Source organism: Escherichia sp. HH26CH, assembly GCF_009820205.1.
In the GTDB taxonomy this organism is placed as follows: Bacteria; Pseudomonadota; Gammaproteobacteria; order Enterobacterales; family Enterobacteriaceae; genus Escherichia; species Escherichia coli_F.
This window is the reverse complement of the sequence record NZ_VNXM01000013.1, coordinates 107,944-127,745: the sequence shown is the minus strand read 5'-3', so window position 1 is coordinate 127,745 and position 19,802 is coordinate 107,944. Positions and strand designations below refer to the sequence as shown.

The 19,802-nt window shown below is 53.4% G+C and carries 18 protein-coding genes; 15 read left to right on the top strand and 3 right to left on the bottom strand.

Features of this window, described 5'->3' with window-relative positions; all coding sequences use genetic code 11:
* Nucleotides 1–19 precede the first annotated feature (19 nt).
* Together bamC and dapA are read right to left on the bottom strand one after the other, a co-directional pair.
* The gene (bamC, locus tag FQ015_RS05395) at nt 20–1,054 is read right to left on the bottom strand and encodes an outer membrane protein assembly factor BamC (RefSeq protein ID WP_001297320.1); all 1,035 of its coding nucleotides are present in this window, start codon (nt 1,052–1,054) and stop codon (nt 20–22) included.
* Nucleotides 1,055–1,070: 16 nt separating this feature from the next.
* A complete protein-coding gene (dapA, locus tag FQ015_RS05390; protein ID WP_160523809.1) occupies nt 1,071–1,949 on the bottom strand; it encodes a 4-hydroxy-tetrahydrodipicolinate synthase in 879 nt (292 codons plus the stop codon).
* 145 nt (nt 1,950–2,094) lie between these two features.
* Here dapA and FQ015_RS05385 point away from each other — a divergent pair, with 145 nt between their 5' ends.
* The 14 genes from FQ015_RS05385 (at nt 2,095) to focB (ending at nt 17,019) form a co-directional block, all read left to right on the top strand.
* Nucleotides 2,095–2,667: a glycine cleavage system transcriptional repressor gene (locus FQ015_RS05385; protein ID WP_000176186.1), complete on the top strand. Its 573-nt coding sequence runs from the start codon at nt 2,095–2,097 to the stop codon at nt 2,665–2,667.
* A complete protein-coding gene (gene bcp, locus FQ015_RS05380; protein WP_001068682.1) occupies nt 2,667–3,137 on the top strand; it encodes a thioredoxin-dependent thiol peroxidase in 471 nt (156 codons plus the stop codon). Before FQ015_RS05385 ends, bcp begins: the two co-directional genes overlap by 1 nt.
* A gap of 252 nt (nt 3,138–3,389) precedes the next feature.
* Nucleotides 3,390–4,007 (top strand): hydrogenase 4 subunit HyfA, encoded by a 618-nt coding sequence (hyfA, locus tag FQ015_RS05375; RefSeq protein WP_160523808.1) that lies wholly within the window; start codon nt 3,390–3,392, stop codon nt 4,005–4,007.
* Nucleotides 4,007–6,025 carry a hydrogenase 4 subunit B gene (gene hyfB, locus FQ015_RS05370; RefSeq protein ID WP_160523807.1) on the top strand — a complete coding sequence of 673 codons (2,019 nt, stop codon included), beginning with the start codon at nt 4,007–4,009 and terminating at the stop codon, nt 6,023–6,025. The genes hyfA and hyfB overlap by 1 nt, the downstream gene beginning before the upstream one ends.
* 10 nt (nt 6,026–6,035) lie before the next feature.
* Entirely contained in the window at nt 6,036–6,983 is a 948-nt protein-coding gene (gene hyfC / locus FQ015_RS05365) for a hydrogenase 4 subunit HyfC (RefSeq protein ID WP_160523806.1), read from the top strand.
* A gap of 16 nt (nt 6,984–6,999) precedes the next feature.
* Nucleotides 7,000–8,439 carry a hydrogenase 4 subunit HyfD gene (gene hyfD / locus FQ015_RS05360; RefSeq protein ID WP_000429082.1) on the top strand — a complete coding sequence of 480 codons (1,440 nt, stop codon included), beginning with the start codon at nt 7,000–7,002 and terminating at the stop codon, nt 8,437–8,439.
* Between the two features lie 11 nt (nt 8,440–8,450).
* The gene (hyfE, locus tag FQ015_RS05355; RefSeq protein ID WP_000147995.1) at nt 8,451–9,101 is read left to right on the top strand and encodes a hydrogenase 4 membrane subunit; all 651 of its coding nucleotides are present in this window, start codon (nt 8,451–8,453) and stop codon (nt 9,099–9,101) included.
* A gap of 4 nt (nt 9,102–9,105) precedes the next feature.
* The gene (gene hyfF, locus FQ015_RS05350; protein ID WP_160523805.1) at nt 9,106–10,686 is read left to right on the top strand and encodes a hydrogenase 4 subunit F; all 1,581 of its coding nucleotides are present in this window, start codon (nt 9,106–9,108) and stop codon (nt 10,684–10,686) included.
* On the top strand, nt 10,676–12,391 hold the full coding sequence (hyfG, locus tag FQ015_RS05345) for a hydrogenase 4 catalytic subunit HyfG (RefSeq protein WP_160523804.1): 1,716 nt from the start codon (nt 10,676–10,678) through the stop codon (nt 12,389–12,391). Before hyfF ends, hyfG begins: the two co-directional genes overlap by 11 nt.
* 9 nt (nt 12,392–12,400) lie before the next feature.
* Nucleotides 12,401–12,946: a hydrogenase 4 subunit H gene (gene hyfH, locus FQ015_RS05340; RefSeq protein ID WP_000916074.1), complete on the top strand. Its 546-nt coding sequence runs from the start codon at nt 12,401–12,403 to the stop codon at nt 12,944–12,946.
* Complete coding sequence (gene hyfI, locus FQ015_RS05335) at nt 12,943–13,701, top strand: hydrogenase 4 catalytic subunit HyfI (RefSeq protein ID WP_160523803.1); 759 nt, start codon at nt 12,943–12,945, stop codon at nt 13,699–13,701. Before hyfH ends, hyfI begins: the two co-directional genes overlap by 4 nt.
* On the top strand, nt 13,694–14,107 hold the full coding sequence (hyfJ, locus tag FQ015_RS05330; protein WP_160523802.1) for a hydrogenase 4 assembly chaperone HyfJ: 414 nt from the start codon (nt 13,694–13,696) through the stop codon (nt 14,105–14,107). Before hyfI ends, hyfJ begins: the two co-directional genes overlap by 8 nt.
* Before the next feature lie 29 nt (nt 14,108–14,136).
* A complete protein-coding gene (hyfR, locus tag FQ015_RS05325; protein ID WP_160523801.1) occupies nt 14,137–16,149 on the top strand; it encodes a DNA-binding transcriptional regulator HyfR in 2,013 nt (670 codons plus the stop codon).
* A gap of 21 nt (nt 16,150–16,170) precedes the next feature.
* On the top strand, nt 16,171–17,019 hold the full coding sequence (gene focB / locus FQ015_RS05320) for a formate transporter FocB (protein ID WP_105288168.1): 849 nt from the start codon (nt 16,171–16,173) through the stop codon (nt 17,017–17,019).
* Nucleotides 17,020–17,055: 36 nt separating this feature from the next.
* Here focB and FQ015_RS05315 read toward each other — a convergent pair whose 3' ends face one another.
* A complete protein-coding gene (locus FQ015_RS05315) occupies nt 17,056–18,117 on the bottom strand; it encodes an AI-2E family transporter (protein WP_000892051.1) in 1,062 nt (353 codons plus the stop codon).
* Between the two features lie 212 nt (nt 18,118–18,329).
* On the opposite strand from FQ015_RS05315, the gene bepA reads away from it, so the two are divergent.
* Complete coding sequence (bepA, locus tag FQ015_RS05310) at nt 18,330–19,793, top strand: beta-barrel assembly-enhancing protease (protein ID WP_000489665.1); 1,464 nt, start codon at nt 18,330–18,332, stop codon at nt 19,791–19,793.
* Nucleotides 19,794–19,802 lie beyond the last annotated feature (9 nt).

Genomic DNA, 19,802 nt, shown 5'->3' with positions numbered 1-19,802 from the left:
TGACTCCAGCCCTGTATTTTTACTTGCTAAACGCAGCCTGGAAGACAGCTACCAGCGCGTCGTTCTGACTCTGAGTCAGAGTATGACCTTTCGGATCGATGAACTGTAGGCTGCTGCGGTTATCTAAATCGCCAACCTGCAGTTTATAGTCACCGGATGCCAGGCCTGGATCGCTCGCGCCCAGTTCCTGCCAGTCGCTGTCAGACAGCGGCTTGTAAGTTACGGCCATGTTGCCCTGCGAACGGGTGCTGTCGGTCACTTTCATGCCCACTTTTTCCAGCGCCGCTGGCAGACGTTGCCAAACCACATTGAACGGCCCGCGTACGACCAGCATCGGTAAACCGGTGTCATCAGCTGCACTTTGTACGTCCATAGTGGTGGAGGCACGATTTTGCGCAGCGTTCGCGGCGTCAGTGGCAGATTTATCCAGACCGGCGGAAATAACGTTCATCATCTCCGTGCTGTAACGCTGCATGGAAGCCGCGTCTGCAACCGGTTTGCCCGCCTGTTCCAGGTTCAGCAGTTTAACCGTAACCGCCTGCTGATAACCTTGCGGTTTAACAGAGATTTGATAACGACCACGATACTGCTCGTCTTCGTCCAGACGGTTCCATTGTACCCAATCGGTGGTCAGCGTCTGACCCGCATCATCACGTTGGGTGATGGTGTAGTTTTTCGCCTGCAGCACGCTAACCACCTGCGGCCACAGAGTATTGCCACGACCATTTTCCACCAGCAATGAAGCGGTATCGCCCGTGAACTGGGTACGCGCGCCAGAAACCAGTGCCAGCGGCTGGGCTGGTGGACGAATGTCCAGCGCCTTACCGACAGCACCACTACCGTTGGTCACCGGGATTGCATAATCACCGGAGGTCACCGGCAAAATCATTCCAGCCGGGGCATGAAGCTCCGCAAGCGGTGCCGCTTCCAGGTAGGCTTCATCACCACTGACCTGACGCTTATAGCGTGAGTCAGAACTACAGGCTGCGAGTAATAAAACAAGCGAAACACCCGCAACCTTTGCCAGGCGCGACTTTTGAACAGAGTAAGCCATCAAATCTCCCTAAACTTTACAGCAAACCGGCATGCTTAAGCGCCGCTCTGACCGTCTCACGACCACTGTCGGTGATTGGAGTCATTGGCAGGCGCAGCGTATCGGTCGCCACAAGACCCAGTTCCTTACATGCCCATTTCACAGGGATTGGATTGGGTTCGACAAATAGTTTGTTGTGTAATGGCATCAGACGCTGATTAATAACGCGTGCCTCGGCAAAATGCCCTTCTGCTGCCAGTTTGCACATCTGGGCCATATCACGCGCTGCGACGTTAGCCGTAACGGAAATAACCCCATGACCGCCCAATTGCATGAAGTCCAGCACGCTCGCATCATCGCCGCTCAGCAGAACAAAATCATCTGAAACCAGCTCTTTGATCTGGTTTACACGCGTTAAGTTCCCTGTTGCCTCTTTGATTCCGATAATATTTTTTACTTTCGCCAGACGGCCCACCGTTTCCGGGAGCAGATCGCAGCCAGTACGGGACGGCACATTATACAGAATTTGCGGCAGGTCAGTATGCTCAGCGATGGCTTTGAAATGCTGATACAAACCTTCTTGCGACGGACGATTGTAGTAAGGGGTTACCGTCAGGCAGCCGACGATACCACTGTCATTGAAGCGCTGCGTCAGGCTAATGGCTTCCGCAGTAGCGTTAGCGCCGGTCCCTGCAATTACCGGAATGCGCCCGTCAGCCAGCTCCAGCGTCATCATCACCACATCAGCATGTTCGTCATGATTTAAGGTAGCGGACTCGCCAGTGGTGCCAACAGAAACGATCGCCGAAGTACCGCTGGCGACATGATAATCAATCAGTTTTTTCAAGCTAGCCCGACAGACATTACCTTTTTCATCCATCGGAGTAACAATCGCGACAATACTTCCCGTGAACATGGGCCATCCTCTGTGCAAACAAGTGTCTCAATGGTACGTTTGGTATGGCATTAAAAGCAAGCAGACAGAACCGTTCTGATTGTTGTATGCATGTTTTTTTTATGCTTTCCTTAAGAACAACTCACCCCTTAAAGGAATAACCAGTTTGACACTGTCATCGCAACATTATCTGGTGATCACTGCGTTGGGTGCCGATCGCCCTGGAATTGTGAACACCATCACCCGTCATGTCAGTAGTTGCGGCTGTAATATCGAAGACAGTCGCCTGGCAATGCTGGGAGAAGAGTTCACGTTTATCATGCTGCTTTCCGGTTCATGGAATGCCATCACTCTGATTGAATCAACGTTACCGTTGAAAGGTGCCGAACTGGATCTTTTAATCGTGATGAAGCGCACGACGGCTCGTCCACGTCCGCCAATGCCGGCATCGGTCTGGGTTCAGGTCGATGTGGCAGACTCACCGCATTTAATTGAACGCTTCACGGCACTTTTCGACGCGCACCACATGAACATTGCGGAGCTGGTGTCGCGCACGCAACCTGCTGAAAATGAACGGGCTGCGCAGTTGCATATTCAGATTACTGCCCACAGTCCCGCCTCTGCGGATGCAGCAAATATTGAGCAAGCGTTCAAAGCCCTATGTACAGAACTCAATGCACAAGGCAGTATAAACGTCGTCAATTATTCCCCACATGATGAACAGGATGGAGTTAAGTAATGAATCCACTGAAAGCCGGTGATATCGCACCGAAATTTAGCTTGCCGGATCAAGACGGAGAACAAGTTAATTTGACCGACTTCCAGGGACAGCGTGTTCTGGTTTATTTTTACCCAAAAGCCATGACCCCCGGCTGTACCGTACAGGCCTGCGGCTTACGCGATAACATGGATGAGTTGAAAAAAGCGGGCGTTGATGTGCTGGGTATCAGCACCGATAAACCCGAAAAACTCTCCCGTTTTGCGGAAAAAGAGCTGCTTAACTTTACGCTCCTGTCTGATGAGGACCACCAGGTGTGCGAACAATTCGGCGTCTGGGGTGAAAAGTCCTTCATGGGCAAAACCTACGATGGTATTCATCGCATCAGCTTCCTGATTGACGCTGATGGCAAAATCGAACATGTCTTTGACGATTTCAAAACCAGCAATCACCACGACGTTGTGCTGAACTGGCTGAAAGAACACGCCTGATTACTTTGCTCCATTCAGTGCTGGCTGCGCTTGCGGCCAGCACACCTCACTTCTCGTGATCAAGATCACATTCTCGCTTTCCCCTGCGACACGGGTGTCGAATCCATTTATTGCTGAACGTTAATGACCATCATTTTTGTACCGTTCAGAATCCAGTTAACACATAACTTATTGAATATATTAAATTAATCAGACTGGCATCCTTTATGCAATATGAAATGCAATGTTTCATATCATTTTCAAGGAGCCGACATGAACCGCTTTGTGGTGGCCGAACCACTGTGGTGTACAGGATGTAATACCTGTCTCGCTGCCTGTTCGGACGTGCATAAAACGCAAGGTTTACAGCAACACCCGCGCCTGGCCCTGGCGAAGACGTCAACACTCACTGCCCCTGTCGTGTGTCATCACTGTGAGGAAGCCCCTTGCCTGCAGGTCTGCCCGGTCAATGCCATCTCCCTGAGAGATGATGCGATCCAACTCAACGAAAGCCTCTGTATTGGCTGCAAGCTTTGCGCCGTGGTCTGCCCATTTGGCGCAATCAGCGCTTCAGGAAGCCGTCCGGTGAATGCCCCTGCGCAATATGTTTTTCAGGCTGACGGCTCACTCAAAGACGGCGAAGAAAACGCGCCGACCCAACATGCTTTGCTGCGCTGGGAACCGGGTGTCCAGGCCGTCGCGGTGAAATGCGACCTGTGTGATTTCTTGCCAGAAGGTCCGGCCTGCGTTCGCGCTTGCCCGAATCATGCGTTACGGCTGATCACCGACGATAGCCTGCAACGTCAGATGAAAGAAAAACAGCGCCTTGCCGCAAGCTGGTTTGCCAATGGCGGGGAGGATCCCCTTTCCCTCACTCAGGAGCAACGCTAATGGATGCCCTGCAATTATTAACCTGGTCGCTGATCCTCTATCTGTTTGCCAGTCTGGCTTCGCTGTTTTTACTCGGTCTGGACAGACTGGCTATTAAGCTTTCCGGCATCACATCGCTGGTGGGCGGCGCGATTGGCATCATCAGCGGAATTACGCAATTACATGCAGGCGTAACTTTAGTCGCCCGTTTTGCCACGCCTTTTGACTTTGCCGATTTAACCCTGCGAATGGATAGCCTCTCGGCATTTATGGTGCTGGTTATCTCCTTGCTGGTGGTGGTTTGTTCGCTCTATTCATTGACTTATATGCGCGAATACGAGGGCAAAGGCGCGGCGGCGATGGGCTTCTTTATGAATCTTTTCATCGCATCGATGGTTGCCCTGCTGGTGATGGACAACGCTTTTTGGTTCATCGTGCTGTTTGAAATGATGTCGCTGTCTTCCTGGTTTCTGGTCATTGCCAGGCAGGATAAAACGTCAATCAACGCTGGCATGCTCTACTTTTTTATCGCCCACGCCGGATCGGTGCTGATTATGATTGCCTTCTTGCTGATGTGGCGCGAAAGCGGCAACCTCGATTTTGCCAGTTTCCGCACGCTTTCACTTTCTCCGGGGCTGGCGTCGGCGGTGTTCCTGCTGGCCTTCTTCGGTTTTGGCGCGAAAGCCGGGATGATGCCGTTGCACAGCTGGTTGCCGCGCGCTCACCCTGCCGCACCATCGCACGCTTCGGCGTTGATGTCTGGCGTAATGGTCAAAATCGGTATTTTCGGCATCCTGAAAGTGGCGATGGATCTGCTGGCGCAAACGGGTTTGCCGCTGTGGTGGGGCATTCTGGTGATGGCGATCGGCGCAATCTCCGCGCTCCTGGGCGTGCTGTATGCGCTGGCGGAACAGGATATCAAACGGCTGCTGGCCTGGAGTACCGTCGAAAACGTCGGCATTATTTTGCTGGCGGTCGGTGTGTCCATGGTCGGTCTGTCACTGCACGACCCGCTGCTCACCGTGGTTGGACTGCTCGGCGCACTGTTTCATCTGCTCAACCATGCGCTGTTCAAAGGGCTGCTATTTCTCGGCGCGGGTGCGATTATTTCGCGTTTGCATACCCACGACATGGAAAAAATGGGGGCACTGGCAAAACGGATGCCGTGGACAGCCGCAGCATGCCTGATTGGTTGCCTCGCGATATCAGCCATTCCTCCGCTGAATGGTTTTATCAGCGAATGGTACACCTGGCAGTCACTGTTCTCACTAAGTCGTGTGGAAGCCGTAGCGCTACAACTTGCGGGTCCTATTGCTATGGTGATGCTGGCAGTCACTGGTGGGCTGGCAGTAATGTGCTTCGTCAAAATGTACGGCATTACTTTCTGTGGTGCGCCGCGCAGTACACACGCTGAAGAGGCACAGGACGTGCCAAATACGATGATCGTCGCCATGTTACTGCTCGCGGCTTTCTGCGTATTAATTGCGCTTAGTGCCAGTTGGCTGGCACCGAAAATAATGCACATTGCCCATGCGTTTACCAATACCCCTGCCGTCACTGTCGCCAGCGGAATGGCACTTGTCCCCGGCACGTTTCATACACAGGTCACTCCCTCATTACTGTTGCTGTTACTACTGGCGATGCCTTTGCTGCCTGGCCTTTACTGGCTGTGGTGTCGTTCACGCCGTGCAGCGTTTCGTCGCACAGGGGATGCGTGGGCATGCGGCTACGGCTGGGAAAATGTAATGGCCCCGTCAGGCAATGGCGTGATGCAGCCGCTGCGTGTGGTCTTTTCTGCGCTATTTCGTCTACGACAACAGCTCGACCCTACGCTGAGGCTAAATAAAGGTCTTGCGCACGTCACCGCCAGGGCTCAGAGCACAGAACCCTTTTGGGATGAGCGGGTGATCCGCCCCATCGTGAGCGCCACCCAACGGCTGGCCAAAGAAATACAGCATCTGCAAAGCGGCGACTTTCGTCTCTATTGCCTGTATGTGGTCGCCGCACTGGTTGTGCTGCTAATCGCTATTGCCGTCTAAGGAAATCACCATGAGACAAACTCTTTGCGACGGATATCTGATCATTTTTGCGTTAGCACAGGCCGTGATTCTGCTGGCGCTAACCCCGCTTTTTACGGGGATTTCCCGGCAGATACGCGCGCGTATGCACTCCCGTCGCGGACCGGGGATCTGGCAGGATTATCGCGATATCCACAAACTGTTTAAACGCCAGGAAGTTGCGCCGACATCTTCAGGTCTGATGTTCCGCCTGATGCCGTGGGTATTAATCAGCAGCATGCTGGTGCTGGCGATGGCCCTACCACTATTTATTACTGTTTCCCCTTTTACGGGCGGCGGCGATCTGATCACCCTTATCTATCTTCTTGCCCTGTTTCGTTTTTTCTTTGCTCTTTCCGGGCTGGATACCGGAAGTCCGTTTGCGGGTGTCGGTGCCAGTCGCGAGTTGACGCTCGGCATTCTGGTCGAACCCATGCTCATTCTCTCACTGCTGGTATTGGCGCTGATAGCGGATTCCACGCATATCGAGATGATCAGCAAGACGCTGGCGACGGGCTGGAGCTCGCCGCTAACCACCGTACTGGCGTTACTGACCTGTGGTTTTGCCTGCTTCATTGAGATGGGAAAAATTCCCTTTGATGTTGCTGAAGCAGAACAGGAATTACAGGAAGGCCCGCTGACCGAATATTCCGGTGCCGGGCTGGCGCTGGCGAAGTTGGGGCTGGGGCTGAAACAGGTCGTGATGGCATCACTGTTTGTGGCCCTGTTTCTGCCCTTTGGGCGCGCGCAAGAGCTTTCTCTCACCTGCCTGCTGACTTCACTTGTCGTTACGCTGCTCAAGGTTTTGCTGATTTTTGTTCTGGCCACTATCGCAGAAAACACGCTGGCACGCGGGCGTTTTTTACTCATTCACCATGTGACCTGGCTTGGCTTCAGCCTTGCTGCGCTTGCCTGGGTCTTCTGGTTAACCGGTCTGTAAGGAGCACTGACGGAATATGGAAAATCTTGCTCTGACGACGTTATTGCTGCCTTTTATCGGCGCACTGGTCGTTTCGTTTTCGCCACAACGTCGGGCCGCCGAATGGGGGATTTTGTTCGCCGCGCTGACCACGCTGTGCATGTTGTCGCTGATCTCCGCGTTTTATCAGGCCGATAAAGTTGCCGTCACGTTGACGTTGGTCAACGTGGGGGATGTGGCGTTGTTTGGCCTGGTCATTGATCGCGTGAGTACGCTGATTCTGTTTGTAGTGGTGTTCCTCGGTTTGCTGGTCACGATCTACTCCACGGGTTATCTGACGGATAAAAATCGCGAACACCCGCATAACGGCACGAATCGTTATTACGCATTTTTGCTGGTTTTTATCGGCGCGATGGCGGGACTGGTACTCTCCTCGACGCTGCTCGGTCAGTTGTTGTTTTTTGAAATTACGGGCGGCTGCTCCTGGGCGTTGATCAGTTATTACCAGAGCGATAAAGCGCAACGTTCAGCACTAAAAGCGTTACTTATCACTCATATCGGTTCGCTGGGGTTGTATCTTGCCGCCGCCACGCTGTTTTTGCAGACCGGAACGTTTGCGCTTAGCGCGATGAGCGAGTTACACGGCGACGCACGTTATCTGGTTTATGGCGGCATCCTGTTTGCCGCGTGGGGAAAATCGGCCCAGCTACCGATGCAAGCGTGGCTACCGGATGCAATGGAAGCGCCAACACCGATCAGCGCCTATCTCCACGCCGCATCGATGGTGAAAGTGGGCGTTTACATTTTTGCCCGCGCCATTATCGACGGCGGCAATATCCCGCATGTGATTGGCGGCGTTGGCATGGTCATGGCACTGGTCACCATTCTTTACGGCTTCCTGATGTATTTGCCGCAGCAGGATATGAAGCGGTTGCTGGCCTGGTCGACCATCACTCAACTTGGCTGGATGTTCTTCGGCTTGTCGCTCTCCATCTTCGGCTCGCGGCTGGCACTGGAGGGCAGCATCGCCTACATCGTCAACCACGCGTTCGCTAAAAGCCTGTTTTTCCTTGTAGCAGGTGCGCTGAGTTACAGCTGCGGCACGCGCTTGTTGCCGCGTCTGCGTGGCGTATTGCACACCCTGCCGTTGCCAGGCGTGGGTTTCTGCGTGGCCGCGCTGGCGATTACTGGCGTGCCGCCGTTCAACGGCTTCTTCAGTAAATTCCCACTGTTTGCTGCCGGTTTTTCGTTGTCAGTGGAGTACTGGATCCTGCTGCCCGCCATGATTCTGCTGATGATTGAATCGGTCGCCAGTTTCGCCTGGTTTATTCGCTGGTTTGGTCGCGTCGTGCCTGGCAAACCGAGCGAAGCCGTCGCCGATGCCGCACCGCTGCCAGGATCAATGCGCCTGGTGTTGATTGTACTGATTGTGATGTCGCTGATTTCCAGCGTATTCGCCGCGACCTGGTTGCAGTAAGGAGATGATGAATGACCGGTTCTATGATCGTAAATAATCTGGCGGGACTGATGATGCTGACATCGCTGTTTGTGATTAGTGTCAAAAGCTATCGCCTGTCATGCGGATTTTACGCCTGCCAGTCGCTGGTGCTGGTGTCTATTTTCGCCACCCTCTCGTGCCTGTTCGCCGCAGAGCAACTGCTGATCTGGTCCGCCAGCGCCTTTATCACCAAAGTACTGATGGTACCGTTAATCATGATTTACGCTGCACGAAATATTCCCCAGAACCTCCCGGAAAAAGCGTTATTCGGTCCGGCAATGATGGCATTGCTCGCGGCATTAATTGTCCTGCTTTGCGCATTTGTCGTTCAGCCCGTGAAGCTACCGATGGCTACCGGGCTGAAACCGGCGCTGGCGGTGGCGTTAGGTCATTTTCTGCTTGGCCTGCTGTGCATTGTCAGCCAGCGCAATATCCTGCGGCAAATTTTTGGTTACTGCCTGATGGAAAACGGCTCCCATCTGGTGCTGGCGCTTCTTGCCTGGCGTGCACCGGAACTGGTGGAAATTGGTATCGCTACCGACGCCATCTTCGCCGTCATTGTGATGGTGTTACTGGCAAGAAAAATATGGCGTACCCACGGCACGCTGGACGTGAACAACTTGACCGCGCTGAAGGGATAATGAGATGAGTTATTCTGTGATGTTCGCTTTACTCCTGCTCACGCCGCTGCTTTTTTCGCTGCTCTGTTTTGCCTGCCGGAAACGGGAACACTCTGCGACTCGCACGGTGACAGTACTACATAGCTTAGGGATCACACTGCTGCTGATTCTGGCACTGTGGGTGGTCCAAACTGCCGCTGATGCGGGAGAAATATTCGCTGCGGGACTGTGGCTTCATATTGATGGTCTGGGCGGTTTGTTCCTCGCCATTCTTGGTGTGATTGGCTTTCTCACCGGTGTTTACTCGATTGGCTACATGCGTCATGAAGTGGCTCACGGCGAGCTTTCACCCGTTACGCTGTGCGATTACTACGGTTTCTTCCATCTGTTTTTGTTCACCATGCTGCTGGTTGTTACCAGCAATAACCTGATTGTGATGTGGGCGGCAATCGAAGCCACCACCTTAAGCTCGGCGTTTCTGGTAGGCATTTACGGTCAGCGTTCATCTCTGGAAGCTGCATGGAAGTACATCATTATTTGTACTGTTGGTGTCGCTTTTGGTCTGTTCGGTACCGTGCTGGTATACGCCAACGCCGCCAGCGTTATGCCGCAGGCAGAAATGGCGATATTCTGGAGCGAGGTTCTTAAGCAATCGTCCTTGCTTGACCCAACATTAATGCTGTTGGCCTTTGTGTTTGTGCTAATTGGCTTTGGCACCAAAACCGGGCTATTTCCCATGCACGCCTGGCTGCCGGATGCTCACAGTGAAGCGCCGAGTCCGGTCAGCGCCCTGCTCTCCGCCGTATTGCTGAACTGCGCGTTGTTGGTGCTGATTCGCTATTACATCATTATTTGCCAGGCCATCGGCAGCGATTTCCCCAACCGGTTGTTGCTCATCTTCGGCATGTTGTCGGTTGCCGTGGCGGCATTTTTCATTCTGGTACAGCGGGACATTAAGCGTCTGCTGGCGTACTCCAGCGTGGAGAACATGGGACTGGTCGCGGTGGCGCTAGGCATTGGCGGGCCGCTGGGAATTTTTGCTGCGCTGCTGCACACCTTAAACCACAGTCTGGCAAAAACGCTGCTGTTCTGCGGTTCCGGCAATGTACTGCTCAAGTACGGCACGCGCGATCTCAACGTCGTCTGCGGAATGCTCAAAATCATGCCATTTACCGCCGTGCTGTTTGGCGGCGGTGCGCTGGCGCTGGCCGGGATGCCGCCCTTCAACATTTTTCTTAGCGAATTTATGACCGTTACCGCCGGACTGGCTCGTAATCACCTGTTGATTATCGTCCTGCTGTTATTGCTGTTAACGCTGGTGCTGGCGGGCCTGGTACGGATGGCTGCGCGGGTGTTAATGGCGAAACCGCCGCAGGCCGTTAACCGGGGTGAACTTGGCTGGTTGACCACCTCGCCAATGGTGATTCTGCTGGTCATGATGCTGGCGATGGGAACGCATATTCCACAACCTGTCATCAGGATCCTGGCGGGCGCTTCCACTATAGTCCTCTCAGGGACGCACGACCTGCCTGCACAACGTAGCACCTGGCATGATTTTTTGCCTTCAGGCACCGCATCTGTTTCGGAGAAACACAGTGAACGTTAATTCATCGTCAAATCGTGGCGAAGCGATTCTCGCCGCCCTGAAAACGCAGTTCCCCGGCGCGGTGCTGGATGAAGAGCGACAAACGCCTGAACAGGTCACCATTACGGTGAAAATAAATCTGCTGCCTGACGTTGTACATTATCTTTATTATCAACATGATGGCTGGCTTCCGGTCCTGTTTGGCAACGACGAGCGGACACTTAACGGTCATTACGCGGTTTATTATGCCCTTTCAATGGAAGGGGCCGAAAAATGCTGGATCGTGGTGAAGGCACTGGTCGATGCCGACAGTCGGGAGTTTCCGTCAGTCACACCGCGCGTCCCTGCCGCGGTCTGGGGCGAGCGAGAAATTCGCGATATGTACGGGCTGATTCCGGTTGGCCTGCCGGATCAGCGTCGCCTGGTGTTGCCCGATGACTGGCCGGAAGATATGCATCCGCTGCGCAAAGACGCGATGGATTATCGACTGCACCCTGAACCGACGACTGATACCGAAACGTATCCGTTTATCAACGAGGGCAACAGCGATGCGCGGGTGATCCCTGTTGGCCCGCTGCATATCACCTCCGATGAACCAGGTCACTTCCGCTTGTTTGTGGATGGCGAGCAAATTGTCGATGCTGATTACCGCCTGTTTTATGTCCATCGCGGCATGGAGAAACTGGCAGAAACGCGGATGGGCTACAACGAAGTGACCTTCTTGTCGGACCGCGTGTGTGGGATTTGCGGTTTTGCCCACAGTGTGGCCTATACCAACTCGGTTGAAAATGCACTGGGGATTGAGGTGCCGCAACGAGCGCATACTATTCGCTCGATTCTGCTGGAAGTCGAACGGCTGCATAGTCATTTGCTCAACCTTGGCCTCTCCTGCCATTTTGTGGGTTTTGATACCGGTTTTATGCAATTTTTCCGCGTGCGGGAAAAGTCGATGACGATGGCGGAATTGCTGAGCGGGTCGCGTAAAACCTACGGTCTGAATCTGATTGGTGGTGTTCGCCGCGATATTCTCAAAGAGCAACGTCTGCAAACGATGAAACTGGTGCGCGAGATGCGCGCCGACGTGTCGGAGCTGGTAGAGATGCTGCTTGCCACGCCGAATATGGAACAACGCACTCAGGGCATTGGCATTCTCGACCGACAAATCGCCCGTGATTATAGCCCCGTAGGGCCGCTGATCCGTGGCAGTGGTTTTGCCCGTGATTTGCGCTTTGATCACCCCTACGCCGACTACGGCAATATTCCAAAAACGCTGTTTACCTTTACCGGCGGCGATGTCTTCTCCCGCGTGATGGTCCGTGTCAAAGAGACGTTTGATTCGCTGGCAATGCTGGAATTTGCCCTCGACAACATGCCGGATACCCCACTGCTGACCGAAGGCTTTAGCTATAAACCTCACGCATTCGCGCTGGGCTTTGTTGAAGCGCCACGCGGTGAAGACGTGCACTGGAGCATGCTCGGCGATAACCAAAAATTGTTCCGCTGGCGCTGTCGTGCCGCCACCTACGCCAACTGGCCAGTGCTGCGTTACATGCTGCGCGGCAATACCGTTTCTGACGCACCGCTGATTATCGGTAGCCTTGATCCCTGCTACTCCTGTACCGACCGTGTGACGCTGGTTGATGTGCGCAAGCGCCAGTCAAAAACCGTGCCGTATAAAGAGATCGAACGCTACGGCATTGATCGTAACCGTTCGCCGCTGAAGTAAGGACAGAAAATGCTGAAGTTACTGAAAACTATTATGCGCGCCGGAACCGCGACGGTGAAATATCCCTTCGCGCCACTGGAGGTCAGCCCAGGCTTTCGCGGGAAACCGGACCTGATGCCCAGCCAATGTATTGCCTGCGGTGCCTGCGCCTGTGCTTGTCCGGCAAATGCGCTGACTATCCAGACCGACGACCAGCAAAATACGCGCACCTGGCAGCTCTATCTGGGGCGTTGTATTTACTGCGGACGTTGTGAAGAAGTGTGCCCGACCAGAGCCATTCAGCTTACCAATAACTTTGAACTGACCGTCACCAATAAAGCCGATCTCTATACCCGCGCGACGTTCCATCTACAACGTTGCAGCCGTTGCGAACGCCCGTTTGCCCCGCAAAAAACCGTCGCACTGGCTGCAGAACTGTTGGCACAGCAACAAAATGCACCACAAAACCGCGAAATGTTGTGGGCGCAAGCGAGCGTCTGCCCGGAATGCAAACAACGCGCGACGCTGATCAACGACGACACAGATGAACCGCTGGTGGCTAAGGAGCAGCTATGAGTCCAGTGCTTACGCAACATGTCAGCCAGCCCATCACGCTGGACGAACAAACGCAAAAGATGAAGCAGCATTTGCTACAGGATATCCGTCGTTCGGCCTACGTTTATCGCGTGGATTGTGGCGGCTGCAACGCCTGTGAAATCGAAATTTTTGCCGCCATCACGCCAGAGTTCGACGCAGAACGCTTTGGCATTAAGGTTGTTTCATCACCGCGTCACGCCGATATTTTGTTATTTACTGGCGCAGTCACCCGGGCGATGCGTATGCCTGCACTTCGGGCATATGAGTCTGCCCCCGATCATAAAATCTGTGTTTCCTACGGCGCGTGCGGTGTCGGCGGCGGTATTTTCCACGATCTCTACAGCGTCTGGGGCGGCAGCGACACCATTGTCCCCATTGATGTTTGGATTCCCGGCTGCCCGCCAACACCGGCCGCCACCATTCACGGTTTCGCCGTGGCGCTCGGTTTGCTACAACAGAAGATTCACGCGGTGGATTATCGCGATCCCACCGGGGTGACCATGCAACCGCTGTGGCCGCAGATCCCGCCATCACAGCGTATCGCCATTGAGCGAGAAGCGAGGCGGCTGGCGGGCTATCGTCAGGGGCGAGAAATTTGCGATCGGCTCCTGCGCCATTTAAGCGACGATCCTACAGGAAATCGGGTTAACACCTGGTTGCGCGAAGCCGACGATCCGCGTCTCAATAGTATCGTTCAGCAACTCTTTCGCGTTCTCCGGGGGTTACATGGCTGAGGAGTGCGGGGAAATTGTTTTCTGGACGCTGCGAAAAAAATTTATCGCCAGTAGCGACGAGATGCCGGAACACAGCTCCCAGGTAATGTATTACTCGTTGGCTATCGGTCATCACGTTGGCGTGATTGATTGTCTGAATGTCGCCTTCCGCTTCCCACAGACGGAATACGAGGATTGGCTTGCACAGGTCGAAGAGGAGCAAGCCCGACGTAAGATGCTGGGGGTGATGACCTTTGGTGAGATTGTTATTGACGCCAGCCACACCGCCCTGTTGACCCGGGCATTCGCGCCACTGGCAGATGACGCGACGTCTGTGTGGCAGGCGCGTAGCATTCAATTCATTCATCTGTTGGATGAAATTGTGCAGGAACCGGCCATCTATCTGATGGCCAGAAAAATTGCGTGAGAAGGATTTCTCATTAATAAGGACTGTTGATGGCTATGTCAGACGAGGCGATGTTTGCCCCGCCGCAAGGAATAACAATTGAAGCGGTAAACGGAATGCTCGCGGAGCGGTTAGCGCAGAAACACGGCAAGGCGTCTTTATTACGCGCCTTCATCCCGCTGCCGCCGCCGTTCAGCCCGGTACAACTTATTGAACTGCATGTTCTCAAAAGCAACTTCTATTACCGCTACCATGATGATGGCAGCGATGTGACGGCAACAACAGAGTATCAGGGCGAGATGGTCGATTATTCGCGCCACGCCGTCCTTCTCGGCAGTAGTGGAATGGCGGAGCTACGCTTTATTCGCACCCACGGCAGTCGTTTTACTCCCCAGGATTGCACACTGTTTAACTGGCTGGCACACATAATCACTCCGGTTCTGCAATCATGGCTCAATGATGAAGAACAGCAGGTGGCGCTGCGTTTGCTGGAGAAAGATCGCGATCATCATCGGGTACTGGTGGATATCACTAATGCAGTGTTGTCACATCTTGATCTCGACGATCTGATCGCTGACGTCGCTCGTGAGATCCATCATTTTTTCGGTCTGGCTTCAGTCAGTATGGTACTGGGCGATCATCGAAAGAACGAGAAGTTCAGCCTGTGGTGCAGCGATCTTTCTGCCTCACATTGTGCGTGTCTGCCACGCTGTATGCCTGGCGAAAGTGTATTGCTGACACAAACGCTACAAACCCGACAACCGACCTTGACGCACCGTGCAGACGATCTGTTTCTCTGGCAACGCGACCCGTTATTACACTTACTCACATCGAACGGCAGCGAATCTGCGCTCCTTATACCGCTCACCTTTGGCAACCATACACCGGGTGCATTGTTGCTGGCGCATACCTCTCCCACTCTCTTTAGTGAGGAAAACTGCCAGCTACTACAACATATTGCCGATCGCATCGCTATTGCCGTTGGCAATGCCGATGCCTGGCGTAGCATGACCGATTTGCAGGAAAGCTTGCAGCAAGAAAACCACCAGCTTAGCGAGCAGCTCCTTTCGAATCTGGGCGTCGGTGACATTATCTATCAAAGCCAGGCAATGGAAGATTTGCTCCAGCAGGTAGATATTGTGGCGAAGAGCGACAGTACGGTGTTGATTTGTGGTGAAACCGGAACCGGCAAAGAGGTGATCGCCAGGGCGATCCATCAACTGAGCCCGCGACGCGACAAGCCGCTGGTCAAAATCAACTGCGCCGCTATCCCCGCCAGTCTTCTGGAAAGTGAGTTATTCGGTCACGACAAAGGGGCATTTACTGGCGCGATTAACACTCATCGTGGTCGTTTTGAAATTGCCGATGGCGGCACGTTATTTCTCGATGAAATTGGCGATCTGCCGTTAGAACTTCAGCCTAAACTGCTGCGCGTATTGCAGGAACGGGAGATTGAGCGTCTCGGCGGGAGTAGAACGATCCCGGTAAATGTCAGAGTCATTGCCGCCACCAACCGTGATTTGTGGCAAATGGTTGAAGATCGCCAGTTTCGCAGCGATCTCTTTTATCGCCTGAATGTCTTCCCACTGGAACTGCCGCCACTGCGCGACCGTCCGGAAGATATCCCTCTTTTAGCAAAGCATTTCACGCAAAAAATGGCGCGCCATATGAATCGCGCAATTGACGCCATCCCGACCGAGGCGCTACGCCAGTTGATGTCGTGGGACTGGCCGGGCAACGTGCGCGAGCTGGAAAACGTGATTGAGCGAGCGGTACTACTGACTCGCGGTAACAGTCTGAATTTACATCTTAATGTCCGACAAAGCCGTTTACTGCCGACGCTAAATGAAGATTCAGCGCTTCGCAGTTCAATGGCGCAGTTACTGCACCCGACGACGCCAGAGAATGACGAAGAAGAACGTCAGCGCATTGTTCAGGTATTGCGAGAAACCAATGGCATTGTTGCCGGGCCTCGTGGCGCGGCGACGCGATTAGGGATGAAGCGCACCACGCTGCTATCACGAATGCAGCGGCTGGGGATCTCGGTTCGCGAGGTGTTGTAATCTGTTTTTGCAGGAGTATGCATGAGAAACAAACTCTCTTTCGACTTGCAGTTGAGCGCCAGAAAAGCGGCAATCGCTGAACGGATTGCCGCCCATAAAATTGCCCGCAGCAAAGTGTCGGTCTTTTTAATGGCGATGTCCGCAGGCGTGTTTATGGCGATCGGATTTACTTTTTACCTTACCGTTATCGCCGATGCCCCGTCTTCACAGGCATTAACCCATCTGGTGGGTGGCCTTTGCTTTACACTCGGCTTTATTTTGCTGGCGGTTTGCGGCACCAGCCTGTTCACCTCGTCGGTAATGACGGTGATGGCAAAAAGTCGGGGCGTTATTAGCTTGCGAACATGGCTGATTAATGCACTTCTGGTGGCCTGCGGTAATCTGGCAGGTATTGCCTGTTTCAGTTTGTTAATCTGGTTTTCCGGGCTGGTGATGAGTGAAAACGCGATGTGGGGAGTCGCGGTTTTACACTGCGCCGAGGGCAAAATGCATCATACATTTACTGAATCAGTCAGCCTCGGCATTATGTGCAATCTGATGGTTTGTCTGGCGCTGTGGATGAGTTATTGCGGACGTTCATTATGCGACAAAATCGTCGCCATGATTTTGCCCATCACCCTGTTTGTCGCCAGTGGCTTTGAGCACTGTATCGCCAATTTGTTTGTGATTCCGTTCGCCATTGCCATTCGCCATTTCGCCCCTACCTCCTTCTGGCAACTGGCGCACAGTAGCGCAGACAATTTTCCGGCACTGACGGTCAGCCATTTTATTACCGCCAATCTGCTCCCGGTGATGCTGGGTAATATTATCGGCGGTGCAGTGCTGGTGAGTATTTGTTATCGGGCTATTTATTTACGTCAGGAACCCTAAAAATCAGCCCGGCGAAACAGTTCGTCGGGCTGAAGATTATTCTTGCGCGATTTGCCCATCGGGCCAGGCGTGAATCACGGCTTTGATCAGCGTCGCCAATGGAATGGCGAAGAATACGCCCCAGAATCCCCACAAACCACCGAAGATCACTACTGATAAAATAATGACCAGCGGATGCAGGTTAACCGCTTCGGAGAACAACACAGGTACTAACAGGTTGCCGTCCAGCGCCTGAATGATCAGATACACCGCGAAGCAGCTCCAGAATTCCGTGCCAGCACCAAACTGGAATAGCGCCACGCCAACCACCGGAATGGTCACCACAAATGCACCAATGTACGGAATAAGTACCGAGAAGCCGACCAGCACCGCCAGCAGCAGCGAATAGTTCAGCCCGAAGAGTAAGAACCCCAGCCAGGTGGCGATCCCCACCACGATCATTTCCAGCACTTTCCCACGGATATAGTTAGTGATTTGCTGATTCATCTCCTTCCACACCTGGCCTGCCAGACCACGGTTACGCGGCAGCACCCGGCGAACGGCGTTCAACATTTGCTCTTTGTCTTTCAGCAGGAAGAAGACCATCAATGGCACCAGCACCAGATAGACGGCAATGGTCAGCAAACCGACCAGCGAGGCGAGGGAAATTTTCACCACCGAATCGCCCATGGTGAGCATTCGGCTGCGCATATTTTCGGCCATTGCATCAATAATCCCCGCATCCATTAACGCCGGATAGCGGCGCGGCAACGTGGCGGCAAAATCAGAGAGCTTATTGAGCATCCCCGGCATATCACGGATTAAGTAGATGCCCTGTTGCCAGGCGATAGGCATTACCACGAACGCCATCAGCAGCAAAATACCGACGAAAACGACCAATACAATCGATGTCGCCCAACGTCGGGAGCAGCCTATTGATTGTAGGCGCACGGTTGGCCATTCCAGTAAATAGGCCAGCACAATCGCCACCAGCAACGGTGCGAGTAGGCCGCTAAAGAAAAAGATAATGCCAAATCCGGCAACTAAAATAACCAGCAAGGCAATCGCTTCCGGGTCACTAAAACGGCGGCGATACCATTGCATCAACATTTCGAGCATAAAGACCTTCCCTGAACCTCAAGAGCGGGATTGCGATCCGCAATTGTATCGAAATGTCACAAAAAAGACTTCGCTTTTTATGACGAATTCAGGAAACTGAAAAGTCATTTGAGTGGGCTAATCTTCGCCGTTACACTCAAAGGCGGCGCGGTGGGAACGATATTTCACAGTATCGGTCAAATGACTATCTCCAGAAACACAGGACAGAGGTTATGTTCAGGCAGTTGAAAAAAAACCTGGTTGCAACCCTCATTGCTGCCATGACCATTGGTCAGGTAGCCCCGGCGTTTGCCGATAGTGCAGACACCTTGCCGGATATGGGAACCTCCGCAGGAAGCACGCTTTCCATTGGTCAGGAAATGCAGATGGGCGACTATTATGTCCGCCAGCTACGCGGTAGCGCGCCGTTAATTAATGATCCACTATTAACGCAGTACATTAATTCACTAGGAATGCGTCTGGTTTCGCATGCCAATTCGGTTAAGACACCGTTTCATTTTTTTCTGATCAACAACGACGAAATTAACGCCTTTGCTTTCTTTGGCGGCAACGTGGTGCTGCACTCTGCCCTGTTCCGTTATTCCGATAACGAAAGTCAACTGGCTTCAGTTATGGCGCACGAAATCTCCCACGTCACCCAACGTCACCTGGCGCGAGCGATGGAAGATCAACAGCGCAGCGCGCCGCTGACCTGGGTCGGCGCGTTAGGTTCTATTTTACTGGCGATGGCCAGTCCGCAGGCGGGGATGGCAGCGCTGACCGGTACACTGGCGGGAACGCGCCAGGGGATGATCAGCTTCACCCAGCAAAATGAACAGGAAGCGGATCGCATTGGTATTCAGGTGCTGCAACGCTCAGGATTCGATCCGCAGGCGATGCCGACCTTCCTCGAAAAATTGCTCGATCAGGCGCGTTACTCCTCGCGTCCGCCGGAAATTTTATTGACTCACCCGTTGCCGGAAAGCCGTCTGGCGGATGCCCGTAACCGTGCCAATCAAATGCGTCCGATGGTGGTGCAATCGTCAGAAGATTTCTATCTGGCAAAAGCGCGTACGCTGGGGATGTACAATTCTGGACGTAATCAGCTCACCAGTGATTTGCTGGATGAATGGGCAAAAGGAAATGTTCGTCAGCAACGGGCCGCGCAATATGGTCGCGCTTTGCAGGCAATGGAAGCCAATAAATACGACGAAGCGCGTAAAACGCTGCAACCGTTACTGGCGGCTGAACCAGGCAACGCGTGGTATCTCGATCTGGCTACCGATATCGACCTTGGGCAAAACAAAGCCAATGACGCTATCAATCGCCTGAAAAATGCCCGCGATTTGCGCACCAATCCGGTGTTGCAGCTCAACCTGGCGAACGCTTATCTGCAAGGGGGGCAACCACAGGAAGCGGCCAATATTCTGAATCGCTACACTTTTAACAATAAAGATGACAGCAACGGCTGGGATTTACTGGCACAGGCGGAAGCCGCACTAAATAACCGCGATCAGGAACTGGCTGCGCGAGCAGAAGGTTATGCGCTCGCCGGGCGACTCGATCAGGCCATTTCCTTGTTGAGTAGCGCCAGTTCTCAGGTGAAATTAGGCAGCCTGCAACAAGCGCGTTACGATGCGCGCATCGACCAGTTGCGCCAGCTGCAGGAACGCTTTAAGCCTTATACCAAGATGTAATTCGCATTA

Bases quoted from the DNA above. Each gene is read 5' to 3' on its own strand.
- bepA (WP_000489665.1), top strand. From the start codon at position 18,330: ATGTTCAGGCAGTTGAAAAAAAACCTGGTTGCAACCCTCATTGCTGCC.
- hyfH (WP_000916074.1), top strand. From the start codon at position 12,401: ATGCTGAAGTTACTGAAAACTATTATGCGCGCCGGAACCGCGACGGTG.
- hyfD (WP_000429082.1), top strand. From the start codon at position 7,000: ATGGAAAATCTTGCTCTGACGACGTTATTGCTGCCTTTTATCGGCGCA.
- hyfE (WP_000147995.1), top strand. From the start codon at position 8,451: ATGACCGGTTCTATGATCGTAAATAATCTGGCGGGACTGATGATGCTG.
- FQ015_RS05315 (WP_000892051.1), bottom strand. From the start codon at position 18,117: ATGCTCGAAATGTTGATGCAATGGTATCGCCGCCGTTTTAGTGACCCG.
- bcp (WP_001068682.1), top strand. From the start codon at position 2,667: ATGAATCCACTGAAAGCCGGTGATATCGCACCGAAATTTAGCTTGCCG.
- hyfB (WP_160523807.1), top strand. From the start codon at position 4,007: ATGGATGCCCTGCAATTATTAACCTGGTCGCTGATCCTCTATCTGTTT.
- bamC (WP_001297320.1), bottom strand. From the start codon at position 1,054: ATGGCTTACTCTGTTCAAAAGTCGCGCCTGGCAAAGGTTGCGGGTGTT.
- hyfR (WP_160523801.1), top strand. From the start codon at position 14,137: ATGGCTATGTCAGACGAGGCGATGTTTGCCCCGCCGCAAGGAATAACA.
- hyfC (WP_160523806.1), top strand. From the start codon at position 6,036: ATGAGACAAACTCTTTGCGACGGATATCTGATCATTTTTGCGTTAGCA.
- hyfJ (WP_160523802.1), top strand. From the start codon at position 13,694: ATGGCTGAGGAGTGCGGGGAAATTGTTTTCTGGACGCTGCGAAAAAAA.
- hyfI (WP_160523803.1), top strand. From the start codon at position 12,943: ATGAGTCCAGTGCTTACGCAACATGTCAGCCAGCCCATCACGCTGGAC.
- dapA (WP_160523809.1), bottom strand. From the start codon at position 1,949: ATGTTCACGGGAAGTATTGTCGCGATTGTTACTCCGATGGATGAAAAA.
- hyfF (WP_160523805.1), top strand. From the start codon at position 9,106: ATGAGTTATTCTGTGATGTTCGCTTTACTCCTGCTCACGCCGCTGCTT.
- focB (WP_105288168.1), top strand. From the start codon at position 16,171: ATGAGAAACAAACTCTCTTTCGACTTGCAGTTGAGCGCCAGAAAAGCG.
- hyfA (WP_160523808.1), top strand. From the start codon at position 3,390: ATGAACCGCTTTGTGGTGGCCGAACCACTGTGGTGTACAGGATGTAAT.